Below are 12110 nucleotides of genomic sequence, written 5' to 3'. Positions count from 1 at the left end.
CGACCGGCCGGCGCGCCACGGCGCGCCGGCCGCATCGGAGGCCTCAACGGCCCTCCGCCGCTTCAGGTTCGGTGACGAGGGCGCCGGTCATCGCCGCCACCAGGTCGTCGGTCGTCGCATCGGCCGTAGTGAAGCGGGCGGTGCGCCGGCCCAGGCGCATCACCTCGACGCGATCGGCGATCTCGAGGACCTGAGGCATGTTGTGGCTGACCAGGACCACGGACTTGCCGGTCTCGCGGGCCCGGTCGATCACGCCGAGGACCCGCTCGGTCTGGACCACCCCGAGTGCGGCGGTGGGCTCGTCGAGGATGACCACGTCGGTGGCCCACACGACCGCCCGGGCGACGGCGACGCACTGGCGCTGACCTCCCGACAGCATCGCGATCGGGGTGGTGACGCGCGGGATGCGGACGCCGAGCTCGGCGAGCGCTTCGGCCGCGCCGCGCTGCATGGCCCGCTTGTCGAGGAGCCCGAGGCGGCCGGGCAGTCCGCGCCTGCGCAGTTCGCGGCCGAGGTAGAGGTTGGCGGCGACGCTGAGGTCGTCGGCGATCGCGAGGTCCTGGTAGACGGTCTCGACGCCCGCGCGGCGCGCGTCGAGCGGCGTCGTGAAGCGAACGGACTCGCCGCCGACCAGGATCGCTCCCGCGTCGGGCTGGTGCGCGCCGGAGAGCACCTTGATCAGGGTGCTCTTCCCGGCGCCGTTGTCACCGATGAGCGCCACGACCTCGCCCCGGTCGACGGTGAAGTCGGCGCCCCGCAGGGCCTCGACGTGGCCGAAGCGCTTGACGATGCCGCGGGCCTCCAGTACCGGTTCCGTCATCGGTCCACCGGCGGGTTGTCGCAGCCGGGTTCCAGGACCGCTTGCGCCTCTTCGGTGTCGAGGTTCTCGGGCGTCAGGAAGGTGACGCCGGTGTCGGCCGGCTCCATGGGCGTCCCCTCGCGGAGGTGCTCGACCATGTTCGCGACGCCGAGGTAGCCCATGTTGAAGGGGTTCTGCACCACCAGCGCGGCGATCTGCCCGTCGCGCAGGCCCTGGATCTCGTCCGGGGAGGCGTCCCATCCGATCACGGTGATCTGGCCGGTCCTGCCCGCGGCCTCGATGGCCTGGACGGCGCCGAGGACGCTGGGCTCGTTGGCGGCGAAGATCCCGTCGAGGTCCGGGTTGGCGGTGAGGAGGTCCTCGGTGACCCGGCGGGCCTCGTTGACGTCGCTGTGGCTGGGCTGCTGCCCGACCAAGGTCAGGTTCGCGTGCGAGGCGAGGCCTTCGGTGAAGCCCTCGACCCGTTCGGTGTTGGTCTGCGAACCGGGCTGGAACTCGATGAGCGCCACGTCGTGTTCGCCCTCCCCGAGGGCGTCGGCGAGGAGGTTCGCGGCCTCGACGGCACCGGCGCGGTTGTCGGTGGCGTAGAGCGGGACCTCGTCGGGCTGCGGGTCGGTGCCGGAGTCGATCATGGCGACGGGGATGCCCGCGTCGAGGGCCGCCTGGGTCGCGGGGGCGAGGGCGGCGGAGTCGGTGGCGGCGTAGACGATGCCGTCGACCTGGGTGGTGACGAAGTTCTGGATCAGGTTCACCTGGCCTTCGACGTCGGTCTCGGCGGCGACGCCGTCCCATTCGACCGTGACGTCGCCGGCGAGTTGGGCGGCGCATTCGGCACCGGCCTGGACGGTGGTCCAGAACTCGTGGCCGACCGCTTTCGGGGCGACGGCGATGGTCAGGGGGCCGTCGGGGTTGGTCGCGCCTTCGCCGTCGGAGCCGTCGCGGACTTCGACGCAGGCGCTCGCGGTGGTCATGGCCGCGGCGGCGAGGAGGGCGGTGGCCCATCGTCTCGTGGTGCTCATGGTGTGCTTGCCTTTCTGCGGGGTCAGCCGCGGGCCTCGATGCGGCGGCGGCGATACTGGTCGAAGTAGACGGCGACCCAGATGATGAGGCCGACGATGACCTGCTGGAAGTGGATGTCGATGCCCAGCAGCACGGAGCCGTTGCGCACCAGGGCGATGAGGAACGCGCCGATGAGCGTCCCGGCGATGCGGCCCTGTCCGCCGAAGAGGCTGGCGCCGCCGATGACGGCGGCGGCGATGACGTCGAGTTCGAGCCCGATGCCGTAGTTCGGCTGCCCCGAGTTGACGCGCGAGGCCGCGATCATCCCGCCGAGGCCGACGAGGGCGCCGGCGAGGACGTAGACCTGGAGGAGGTTGCGCCGCACGGGGATGCCCGCGCGGCGGGCGGCCTCGAGGTTGGATCCCATGGCGTATACGTGCTGCCCGAATCGGGTCCGGGACAGCATGGCCCCGGTGGCGACCGCGACGAGCGCCGTCACGAGGATCGCGAACGGGATGCCCGCGATCTCGCCGTTCCCTATGAGCTGGAACGATTCGGGGAGGCTGTAGACGCCGACGGCGCCGGTCGCGATGAACACCAGGCCCCGGCCGACGGACATGGTGCCGAGGGTGGCGATGAACGGCGGCAGGCGGGCCGCGGCGACGAGCAGGCCGTTCAGGGCCCCGGCTGCGGCTCCGACCGCGATCGCGACGGCCGTCGCGGTCCACACGTCGAAGCCGAGGTCCCGCACCGTGATCGCCGCGATGACGCCGGACAGGGCGGCGACCGAGCCGACGGACAGGTCGATGCCCTTCGTGATGATGACCAGCGTCTGGGCCGCGGCGATGATCGCGATGACCGCCGTCTGGGACCCGATGTTGAACAGGTTGTCGGCGGTGAGGAAGTGCGGGCTGGCGAAGCTCAGGACGACGAAGAGGACGAGGAGCGCGGCCGCGGCGGTCGATTCGGCGGCCGCGTGGGCGAAGCGCTCGCGGAGCCGCGCGCCGAGTCCCTCCGGTGCCGCTGCGGCGTCGAGCGAGGGCGACGGCCCGGTCACACGAGCCTCCACCGGTTGTCGGCGGTGCCGTCGTCGGGGGTCTGCACGGCCTGTGCGCCGGCGGCGGTGGAGCCGTTGAGGATGCCGAGCAGCTTGCCGCTGTTGGCGTTCCTGATCTTGTAGGTGCCGTCGCCGAGGTTGAGGAGGGTCCAGTTGTGGTCGGCGGTGCCGTTGTCGCCCCATTGGAGGACGCGGGCGTCGTCGGCGGTGGACATGTTCTCGACACCGAGGACCTTGCCGCTGTTGCGGTTGCGCAGCTTCACGATCGAGCCGGAGGTCACGATCTCCCAATAGTGGTCGGCGGTGCTCGTGTCGTACCACTGGACGGCCAGGCCGCCGTCTGCTGTGGACATGTTCTGGACGCCGAGGACCATGCCGGTGCCCACGTTCTGGAGCTTGACGACCTGTCCTGAAGCGCCGCCGCCGGTGTTCCAGTAGACGGTGTAGTTGTGGCCGTGGGCGTCGTAGAACGGGCCCAGGTCGACGGTGGCGCCGTTGGCGGTCGCGGTGAAGGCCAGCGCCGAGGTGCTGGTCCGCTGGATCGAGCCGACGGTGAGCGCGGGCGGGGCGCTGAGCGCGGTGCTGCCGTAGTTCCCCGAGAGCACGACCGGTCCGTAGACGGCGGCGGCGACGTTCGCGTTGTCGTTGGCCGCTTCGATGACGACGCGCATCGGGAGCGTGACCGTGACGGTGTCGCCCGAGGCCCAGGTGCGGTGCAGCTCGGCGTAGTGTCCCGGTGCCGTGTCGATGTTCTGGACCGTGCCGTTGACGCTGACGGTGGCGTTCTGGGTCCAGGCGGGGATGCGCAGGCGCATCGTCCACTGCGCACTGGTGCCGGTCACGGTGAGGGTCGAGCTGTCGCCGACCGGGTAGCTCGTGGCCTGGGTGACGGTGACGCCCCGCTGGGTCCAGGTGAGGGTCGAGGGCGTGTAGAGGTTGACGTAGAGTCCGGCGTCGTCGTGGAAGTAGACGGAGTCCATGAGTTTGGTGAACGTCTCGATGCCGGTGCCCTGGCAGCACCAGAACGAGTCGTAGTCGGTGGACCAGGTGCCGCCGCCCCAGGCCGGGCCCACGCCGCGGCGCCCGCCGGGTTTGAGCGGGGTGAAGTAGGTGATGTGCCCGTGGGCGTCGGCCGGGTTCTGCCAGCCGATCATGTGCCCCAGCATCGCCCGCTCGTAGTAGTCGAAATAGGACGCGTCGTCGGGGTCGAGGAGCCACAGCTCGCGGGTCAGCTTGAGCATGTTGTAGGTGTTGCAGCCTTCGCACGTGTCGGTGTCGAGGTATCCGGCGATGGCGTTCGGCGGCCGGAAGTGCTCGGCTTCGCTGTTCCCGCCGATGGCGTAGGTGTGCGCGCCGGTGACGATGCTCCAGAAGTTGTCGGCGATGTCGCGGTAGCGGGTGGTGCCGGTGGCCTTGTACTCGCGGGCGGCGCCGATCGCCTTGGGCACCTGCGTGTTCGCGTGCAGGCCGTTCAATTGGTCCTGGCCCGCGGCGAGCGGGTTGAAGACGGCCGCGTGGTCGAAGCGCTGTGCGGCGGTGAGCCAGCGTGTGTTGCCCGTCTGCTGGTAGAGGTCGGTGAGGACGGCGTTCATGCCGCCGAACTCGCGGCCGAGCACGGTCTGCATCTGGGAGGAGGAGAGGCGGGCGGTGCGGGTGTCGACCCAGCCGGCGAGGGCGAGGAGGACGTCGCGGGCCTGGGTGTTCTCCATGTGCCGCCAGACGTCGAGGAGCCCGGCGAGGGTCTTGTGGATGACGTAGTACGGGACGTTCCCGTTGTTCAGGTTGCCGTTCTCGAGGGCGGTGAAGTCGGATTCGGGGAAGCCGCAGAGGTATCCGGGGGCGAATCCGGCGGTGGCGTTGTTGGCCTGGCATTCGGCGAGTGCGGCGACCATGGTGTCGGCCTTGTCGCGACAGGTGGTGTCGCCGAGGGCCGTCCATGCTTGGGCCCAGGCGGTGAGGAAGTGGCCCTGGGAGTGGGTGCGGAAGGGGAAGTTCGGGGCTTCCCAGCCGCCGAGGGCCGCGGCGCCGCCGGTGGAGAGGCGGTGGTTGGCGCGGAAGTTGTAGAGCAGCCGGTTGACGTCGACGAACCGCAGGTAGGAGAGGGTGCGGTTCTGGTTGTCGAGCCAGCGGCCCGCGTTGAGCCTGACTTGGCCGAGGGCGAAGGGCTCGGCGAGCGCGCCGATGTCCTCGCGGGCGGGGGCGATGGCCGCGTGGGCCGGGTTCGCGGCGAGTCCGGTCGCGGTGGCGGCGATCGCGACGACGCCCGCCGTTTGGAAGAGCCTGCGGCGGCGCATCGGTGACGAGTGCATTCGAATCTCCTTGAATCGTAATGAGCACGCTCACATAGACGATAATCGATTTATGCCGCCGCGAGAAGCCCTCCGGCATGGGGCTTCCCGCGGCGGCGGGAGGAGTGGACTGATGCGGCCGGTGAAGGTACTACCGCGGGGTGAGGCGGTAGCTGGTACCGGCCTCGACGGTGAACACGAGGGCGTCGCCGTCCTGTTCGGACGCGACCTGGACGCCGTCGAGGGTGAGCGGATCGGCGGCCGCCACCCGGACCTCGCGGTCGGCGGCGGCGTGGAGCGTCGCGGCGGTGATCTGCCCGTTCTGCCAAGTGATGTCGATCGTGTCGCCGCCGCGGGCGCGCAGGCCCGTGACCGAGCCGTTCGGCAGTGCCGGGGGCAGGGCGGGCAGCAGTCGGATCTCACCCGCGTGCGACTGGAGCAGCCATTCGGCGATGCCCGCGGTGGCCCCGAAGTTGCCGTCGATCTGGAACGGCGGGTGCAGGCAGAACAGGTTGGGCGCGGTGCGGTCGGGCGTGAGCTGGTCGCGCAGGAGCTTGTAGGAGCGGGCGCCGTCTTCGAGGCGGGCCCAGAAGTTGATCTTCCAGGCGAGCGACCACCCGGTCCCGGCGTCCCCGCGCTTCTCGAGCGTGACGCGGGCGGCCTGCGCGAGGGTCGGGGTGCCGCGGGGCGTGATCTGGTTGCTCGGGTGGAGTCCGTACAGGTGCGAGACGTGTCGGTGGTGCTGCTCCGGCGCTCCGGCGTCCCAGTCGGCCTGCCATTCGCGCAGCTGCCCCTGGGCACCGGTCCGGTTGGGCACCAGGCGGGTCGCGAGGGCCCTGACTTGGTCGCGGAAGCCCGCGTCGGTGCCGAGGACGTCCGCCGCGGCGGCGACCGCGCCGAAGAGGTCCCGGAGGATCTGCATGTCCATCGTGGGCCCGGCGCAGACCGAGACGCCGCCGTGGTGGGAGTTCTCCGGCGAGTTCGACGGGCAGGTCACCATGTAGCCCGAGCCGGGGTCCTGCACGAGCGAGTCGACGAAGAACTGCGCGGCTCCCTTGAGGACGGGGTAGCGGGCGCGGAGGCCGTCCACGTCGCCCGTGAAGCGGTAGTGCTCCCAGATGTGCAGCGCCAGCCACGCCCCGCCGGTCTGCCACATCCCCCACAGCGCACCGTCGACCGGGGCGGTGCCCCGCCAGCCGTCGGTGTTGTGGTGGCAGACCCATCCCCTCGCCCCGTACTGGAGTTCGGCGGTCTCGGCTCCGGCGACCGCGAGTTCGGCGAGCATGTCCAGGACCGGCTCGGTCAGTTCGATGAGGTTGGTCGGCCCGGCGAGCCAGTAGTTCATCTCGGTGTTGATGTTGACCGTGTACTTCGAGCTCCACGGCGGGCGCAGCGCGTCGTTCCATATCCCCTGGAGGTTCGCCGGCTGCGTGCCGGGGCGGGACGAGGCGATGAGCAGGTAGCGTCCGAACTGGAAGAACAGGGTGATGAGCTGCGGGTCGGTGCCGTTCGCGAAGGCGGCGACGCGGTCGTCCGTCGGGTTCGCCGCGGCCGCGGTCGTGCCGAGGTCGAGGGTGGCGCGATTGAACAGCGCCTGATAGTCGTCCACATGCCGGGAGCGGAGCTGGTCGTACGTGCGGGACGCGGCGGCCTGGATCGGTTGCAGTGCCCGGGAGTTCTGGTCGCCGGTGAGGTTCTGGTAGTCGTCGTGGTTGGTGCCGGTCGACACCAGCAGGGTCACCGAGTCGGCGCCGTTGACCGACAGGCGGCCGCCGGAGCTGCTGACGGAGCCGCCGGTGGCGACCGCCCGCACCAAGGTGCGGAAGCGGATGCGGCCGGGGATGCCGCTCACGGTCTCGCCGGAGCCGTCCATGCCGATGGTCTGCTGGTCCGGCGAATGGACGGTGTGCGCCTGCGGGCTGTCGAAGTCGGCGGTGAAGGACAGGGCCGCGGCCCTGTCCGCGGTCAGGCGGAGGACGATCACCTGGTCGGGAGCGCTCGCGAAGACCTCGCGGGTGAAGGTGACCCCGCCCGAGGTGTACCGGGTGAGCGCGACGGCGGTGGTGAGGTCGAGTTCGCGGTGGTAGCCGGTGGCGTTGTCCGCGCAGTCGAAGTCGAGGTTGAGGTCGCCGACGGTCTGGTAGGGCAGCTCGCCCAGCGGGCTGCCCATGAACTCGGCGTCGATGAGCGACTGCGCTCCGCTCCAGTCATTGGCGAAGACCCGCCGCCGGATCTCCGGCAGGTGGTTCACGCCGCCGACGTTCGCCGGGGAGTACGGTCCGCCGCCCCAGACGGTGTCCTCATTGAGCTGGAGCCGTTCGCTCGCGGTGCCGCCGAACACCATCGCTCCGAGCCGCCCGTTCCCGATCGGGAGCGCCCGGAGCCATTCGGAGGCGGGCTCGTTGTACCAGAGACGCAGCTGGTGGTCTTGGGCTGCTTGCAAGTCGGATTCGGATTCATTGGCGACGGCGGCCGCGGTGCCGGCCGCGGCACCCGCGACGGCGGTGGCCGCGGCCAGGGTCAGGAAGTTCCTGCGATCGGTGGAGAGCGCCATGCTCACTCCTTTCAGGAGGCGATGACGGCGAGACGCACGCCGGTCGCGGCGCTGCCCGGGACCGGGCGCGCGATAGGTCGCGAGCCGGAAGCCGACGTTCAGTCACCGCTAGGGGTGCGGGGTTCGATGTTCGGTCAACTGGGTCAGCCGCCTGTTAGCGTTCACCAGCGCAAGGCGGATTCGAAACATTCGATGGAAGTTTCGAAAACAAGATACTTCAGACTATAGATAGTTATCGATACATAGTCAACGCCTCGGCACTGTCCCGGCCTGCCCGGCCGAGCCGAGGACCGGTCGCGCGTCTCGGCGCCCTACGCCGTCCACAGTTGCAGCAGGGCCCGGCGTCGCGACGCGGGGGCCCGGAGCCCCGGAGGGCCCGCCCCGCACCGCCCGCGGCCCGGGCGGGGGGACGGGGCGCCCCCGGCCGCCCCCCGTTCCTGCGGGCCCGGGCGTCGCGACGCCGGGCCCTGCTGCAACTGTGGACGCTCCCGTCCCTGCACGCGGACGAACCGGAGGAGCCCGGAAGATGCCGAGCACCAGAGCCCGTCCGCACCGACGGCTTCCGCGAACGACCGCTCAGCGCCGGAGGATCCGGGCCAGCAGACCGGGTTGCTTCTCGTGGCCTTCGCAGCGCTCGGCCTTGGGGACGCCGCTCATGACCTCTTGAGCGTGCTGGCCGCAGCCGGCCCAGGTGGTATTGCCGCACTGGCGGCACTTGACGGTGTAGCACATGGAGGATTGACTCCCTATTCTTCTCGGTCGTCCAGGCCCGGCGGGTCGCTCAGGCCAGCATGAGGAAGAGCTTCTCGAGCTCTTCGGCGGTCAAGCCGTCTTCGTCCGTGGCGACCCGCTCGGGGTCGGCGATGCAGTCCTTCATCGCTGTGGACACGATCGCGAAGCCGGCGCGGTCGAGCGCGGTCGAGACGGCGGCGAGCTGCGTGACGACGTCACGGCAGCGGCCGCCCTCCTCGACCGCGGTGATGACCGCGTCGAGCTGGCCGCGGGCGCGCTTCAGCCGGTTCAGGACGCGACGTTGCGCTTGCGGGTCGGGGATCGCCATGGTTCGGCTCCTTCTCGAGGTTCCATCTGCTGTCAGAGTCGGTCGGCCGCGGAAACGGGTTCCTCGGCGATGACCCGGTCGCCCAGCGCGGCGCGCAGCGTGAGCATGCCTCCCGACAGCGAGGCGCTGTCGAAACCGGCCTGCGCGAGCACCCGGTGGGCGATGTTCGACCGCACCCCCGACTCGCACAACACGCGCACTGGCCGCCCGCCCGCGGCCGCTCGGACCTCGTCGAGGCGTTCGCGCAGTTCAACGTGCGGTACATGCATCGCACCGGGCAGGTGGCCCGCGTCGTACTCGCCGCGGGTGCGCACATCCAACACGAGCGCCGCGTCCGACACGCCGTCGAGGTCGTCGGCGTGCCACGACCGGAGGGTCCCGTCGAGCACGTTCGAGCCGATCAGGCCCGCCAGGTTGACCGGGTCCTTGGCCTGGCCGTAAGGCGGGGCGTACGCCAGGTCCAGATCGATGAGGTCGGCCACGCCCATGCCGGCGCGCAGCGCCGTGGCGAGCACGTCGATCCGCTTGTCGACGCCTTCGCTCCCGACCGCCTGAGCGCCCAGGAGCAGCCCGTCCCCCTCGCGGTAGTGCAGCAGCAAATGGACGGTCGCGGCCCCCGGGAAGTAGGCGGCGTGGTGCTTCGGGTGCAGGTGCAGCGTGTGGAACGCGATCCCGGCGGCCCGCAGGCTCGCGCGGTTCGCGCCGGTGAGCGCCGCGGTCAGGCCCCCGACCCGCACGATCGCGGTGCCGACGGGCCGCGGCAGCGGACGGGCGGAGCCCGGCCTGAGGATGTCGTCGGCGACCAGGCGCCCGGCCCGGTTCGCCGGCCCCGCCAGCGCCACCGGCCGGTGCGCGCCGGTGACCTGGTCCGTGCTGGCCACCGCGTCGCCCACGGCCCACACGCCGGGAGCCGAGGTGCGGCCGTGCTCATCGGTGACGATCGCGCCGCGCTCGCAGGCGATTCCGGCCTGCTCGAAGATCTCGGTGTCGGGACGCACCCCTACCGACAGGACGATCAGATCTGCCGCGATCGTCGTGCCGTCGGTGAGGTCGACGAGGTCGTGATCGGCGCCCGATCGCACCCGTTCGGCGGCGACCCCGGTGCGCAGGTCGATTCCCAGTCGGCTGAGCTCGTCCGCGACCGGCTGCGCCATCTCGGTCTCCAACGGCGGCAACGGATGCGGAGCGAGTTCGACGAGGCTGACCTCGATGCCGCGCTGCGCCAGCGCCTCAGCGGTCTCGACGCCGATGAAACCGGCGCCGATGACCACGGCCCTCGCCGCGCCGAGATCGGCCGATCGCCGCAATGCGACCGCGTCCTCGACGGTCCGCAGGGTGCGGACCCGCGCGGAGTCCAGGCCCGGCACCGGCGGGACGACGGCCCGTGCACCGGGTGAGAGCACCAGGGCGTCGTACCGGAGCGGTTCGGTCCCGGTTTCGGTGCGCACCGTCAGCGTCTTCGAGGTCGTGTCGAGCCCGATCACCTCGTGCCGGGTCCGCACGTCCAGGTTCAGCGCCGCGCGCAGCGACTCCGGGGTCTGCACCAGCAGTGCCGACTCGTCCTCGATCTCGCCGCCGACGTGGTACGGGAGTCCGCAATTCGCGAACGAGACGTGCGCACCCCGCTCGAGCACCACGATCTCGGCGTGCTCGTCGAGGCGACGCGCCCTCGCAGCGGCGCTCATACCGCCGGCCACGCCGCCGACGACCACGATCCGCATCGGCTCGCCCGCGGAGGCGGCGCTGGTGTTCTGGCTGTCCTTCATATCGCAAATATACCCCCGGGGGTATTCGATCGACAAGGTGACCCGCCTCTCGGACACTCTGCCGTGGCGGATCCGCCTCTTCGCCTACGACGCACCGCAGCGCTCGGAAGCATCCGCGCGACACCCATGAGCGGTCGGCATGGTCCCCCGTTGGGATGACATCCGATCGTCTTCTCTTGTGGCACCGGCATATTCACCGGATGATGATGACGAGCCGAGAGAAGGGCCCCCATGACCTCCCGTACCACGAGCGAGCCGGAAGTCCCCGAGTCCAACGGTGCGGTCCTCATCGCGGCCGGAGTCGCCGACCTGGTCGTCAACGGCATCACCACCGCCCTGGGCCTCCTCGGCCGCAACGACGGGTCCGCGCTCGCCGAGGACGGCATCACCGAGCTCAAGGCCCGCGGCCGACTCGCTCTGGACCGGTACGCCACCGCCCCGCCCGCCTATCTGGAGGTCCTCGCGCAGCACGTGGAAACCGGCCGTGGCCACCGCGACCGTTGACGTCGAGCCCGGGACGAACCTGAAACAGCGAGTCGACCTCGTGCTCGGCGAATTCGTCGAGACGGAGACCGGCCACCTCCTCGCCATCGACGAGGACCTGCGGCCCGTGGCCGACCAGCTCCGGATCGCCACCGCCCACGGCAAGCGCCTGCGAGCCGCGTTCTGCTACTGGGGCTGGAGAGCCACCGGCCAGCCCGACAGCGCCGCGCTCGTCCGGGCTGCTGCCGCAATGGAACTGGTGCACGCGGCCGCGGTCGTCCACGACGATCTCATCGACAACAGCCGCCTGCGCCACGGACTTCCGACCGCGCACCTCGCCTTGCGGGACGCCATGGCCGGGCGCCCGCGGCCGGACGGCGCCGCCCGGTCGCTCGCGATGCTCACGGGCGATCTACTCATGTCCTGGGCCGGTCAACTGTTCACGGACAGCGGACTCCCCGCCGCCTACCTCGCGCGAGCGCGCCTCCTGTGGCCAGTGCTCGCCCGGGAACTGGTCGCCGGCGAATGCCTCGAGATCCTCCGCACCGGCGCACGGCCCGACGTCGACGCCTCACTGGAGGTGATCCGTTACAAGACCGCCAAGTACACCGTCGAGCATCCGCTCCATATCGGCGGCGTTCTCGGGGGCGCCTCCGCGGAACTGCGTGAGTGCTTCACCGCCTACGCACTGCCGCTCGGCGAGGCGTTCCAGCTGCGGGACGACCTGCTCGGCGTGTTCGGCGACCCGGACCGCACCGGCAAGGCCAACACCGATGACATCGCCGCGGCCCGCCCGACCGTGCTGGTCGCCCTCGCCTGGCATGCCGCCACCGGCGCCGAGCGGCGCGACCTGCGCCGCTTGCTCGGGTCCCGCCGCGCCGAAGCGGAAGGCCTGGAACGCGTCCGAACGATCATGCGGCGCACCGGAGCCCCTGCGCGCGTTGAGCGGATGGTCGCCGATCGCGTCGGCACCGCCGTCGACGTCGTGCGCCGCGCGCCCTTGCCCGGCGGCACGGCCGAGGCCCTCGTCGAGCTGGCGCACACCGCGACCGTCCGGCAGAGCTGAACCGGTACCGATCCAAC

At 71.0% G+C, this 12110-nt stretch carries 10 protein-coding genes; 2 read left to right on the top strand and 8 right to left on the bottom strand.

Annotated elements, in window-relative coordinates:
• Nucleotides 1-43 precede the first annotated feature (43 nt).
• From JHY01_RS09810 to JHY01_RS09775, 8 genes are all read right to left on the bottom strand, one after another.
• Nucleotides 44-820: an ATP-binding cassette domain-containing protein gene (locus tag JHY01_RS09810; RefSeq protein WP_205325454.1), complete on the bottom strand. Its 777-nt coding sequence runs from the start codon at nt 818-820 to the stop codon at nt 44-46.
• Nucleotides 817-1839 (bottom strand): ABC transporter substrate-binding protein, encoded by a 1023-nt coding sequence (locus JHY01_RS09805; protein ID WP_205325453.1) that lies wholly within the window; start codon nt 1837-1839, stop codon nt 817-819. Before JHY01_RS09805 ends, JHY01_RS09810 begins: the two co-directional genes overlap by 4 nt.
• A 23-nt stretch (nt 1840-1862) precedes the next feature.
• On the bottom strand, nt 1863-2876 hold the full coding sequence (locus tag JHY01_RS09800; RefSeq protein ID WP_205325452.1) for an ABC transporter permease: 1014 nt from the start codon (nt 2874-2876) through the stop codon (nt 1863-1865).
• Nucleotides 2873-5185: a beta-L-arabinofuranosidase domain-containing protein gene (locus JHY01_RS09795; RefSeq protein ID WP_205325451.1), complete on the bottom strand. Its 2313-nt coding sequence runs from the start codon at nt 5183-5185 to the stop codon at nt 2873-2875. The genes JHY01_RS09800 and JHY01_RS09795 overlap by 4 nt, the downstream gene beginning before the upstream one ends.
• A gap of 130 nt (nt 5186-5315) precedes the next feature.
• Nucleotides 5316-7718, bottom strand: coding sequence for a glycoside hydrolase N-terminal domain-containing protein (locus tag JHY01_RS09790; RefSeq protein ID WP_205325450.1), 2403 nt, complete (start codon nt 7716-7718; stop codon nt 5316-5318).
• 576 nt (nt 7719-8294) lie between these two features.
• On the bottom strand, nt 8295-8450 hold the full coding sequence (locus JHY01_RS09785; RefSeq protein WP_205325449.1) for a hypothetical protein: 156 nt from the start codon (nt 8448-8450) through the stop codon (nt 8295-8297).
• Nucleotides 8451-8499: 49 nt separating this feature from the next.
• The gene (locus JHY01_RS09780; protein ID WP_205325448.1) at nt 8500-8778 is read right to left on the bottom strand and encodes a metal-sensitive transcriptional regulator; all 279 of its coding nucleotides are present in this window, start codon (nt 8776-8778) and stop codon (nt 8500-8502) included.
• Between the two features lie 32 nt (nt 8779-8810).
• A complete protein-coding gene (locus tag JHY01_RS09775) occupies nt 8811-10499 on the bottom strand; it encodes an FAD-dependent oxidoreductase (protein ID WP_374199515.1) in 1689 nt (562 codons plus the stop codon).
• A 276-nt stretch (nt 10500-10775) separates the two neighbouring features.
• Between JHY01_RS09775 and JHY01_RS09770 the strand changes: the two genes are divergently transcribed.
• Nucleotides 10776-11048 (top strand): polyprenyl synthetase, encoded by a 273-nt coding sequence (locus tag JHY01_RS09770; protein ID WP_205325446.1) that lies wholly within the window; start codon nt 10776-10778, stop codon nt 11046-11048.
• Nucleotides 11029-12093, top strand: a complete 1065-nt coding sequence (locus tag JHY01_RS09765) for a polyprenyl synthetase family protein (protein WP_205325445.1) — start codon at nt 11029-11031, stop codon at nt 12091-12093. The genes JHY01_RS09770 and JHY01_RS09765 overlap by 20 nt, the downstream gene beginning before the upstream one ends.
• The last annotated feature ends 17 nt before the right edge of the window (nt 12094-12110 follow it).

The organism is Glycomyces sp. YM15 (genome assembly GCF_016918015.1).
Lineage (GTDB): Bacteria > Actinomycetota > Actinomycetes > Mycobacteriales > Micromonosporaceae > Glycomyces.
This window is presented reverse-complemented; position numbering and strand designations above follow the sequence as displayed.

Bases quoted from the DNA above. Each gene is read 5' to 3' on its own strand.
- JHY01_RS09810 (WP_205325454.1), bottom strand. From the start codon at position 820: ATGACGGAACCGGTACTGGAGGCCCGCGGCATCGTCAAGCGCTTCGGC.
- JHY01_RS09805 (WP_205325453.1), bottom strand. From the start codon at position 1,839: ATGAGCACCACGAGACGATGGGCCACCGCCCTCCTCGCCGCCGCGGCC.
- JHY01_RS09795 (WP_205325451.1), bottom strand. From the start codon at position 5,185: ATGCACTCGTCACCGATGCGCCGCCGCAGGCTCTTCCAAACGGCGGGC.
- JHY01_RS09790 (WP_205325450.1), bottom strand. From the start codon at position 7,718: ATGGCGCTCTCCACCGATCGCAGGAACTTCCTGACCCTGGCCGCGGCC.
- JHY01_RS09785 (WP_205325449.1), bottom strand. From the start codon at position 8,450: ATGTGCTACACCGTCAAGTGCCGCCAGTGCGGCAATACCACCTGGGCC.
- JHY01_RS09780 (WP_205325448.1), bottom strand. From the start codon at position 8,778: ATGGCGATCCCCGACCCGCAAGCGCAACGTCGCGTCCTGAACCGGCTG.
- JHY01_RS09775 (WP_374199515.1), bottom strand. From the start codon at position 10,499: ATGCGGATCGTGGTCGTCGGCGGCGTGGCCGGCGGTATGAGCGCCGCT.
- JHY01_RS09770 (WP_205325446.1), top strand. From the start codon at position 10,776: ATGACCTCCCGTACCACGAGCGAGCCGGAAGTCCCCGAGTCCAACGGT.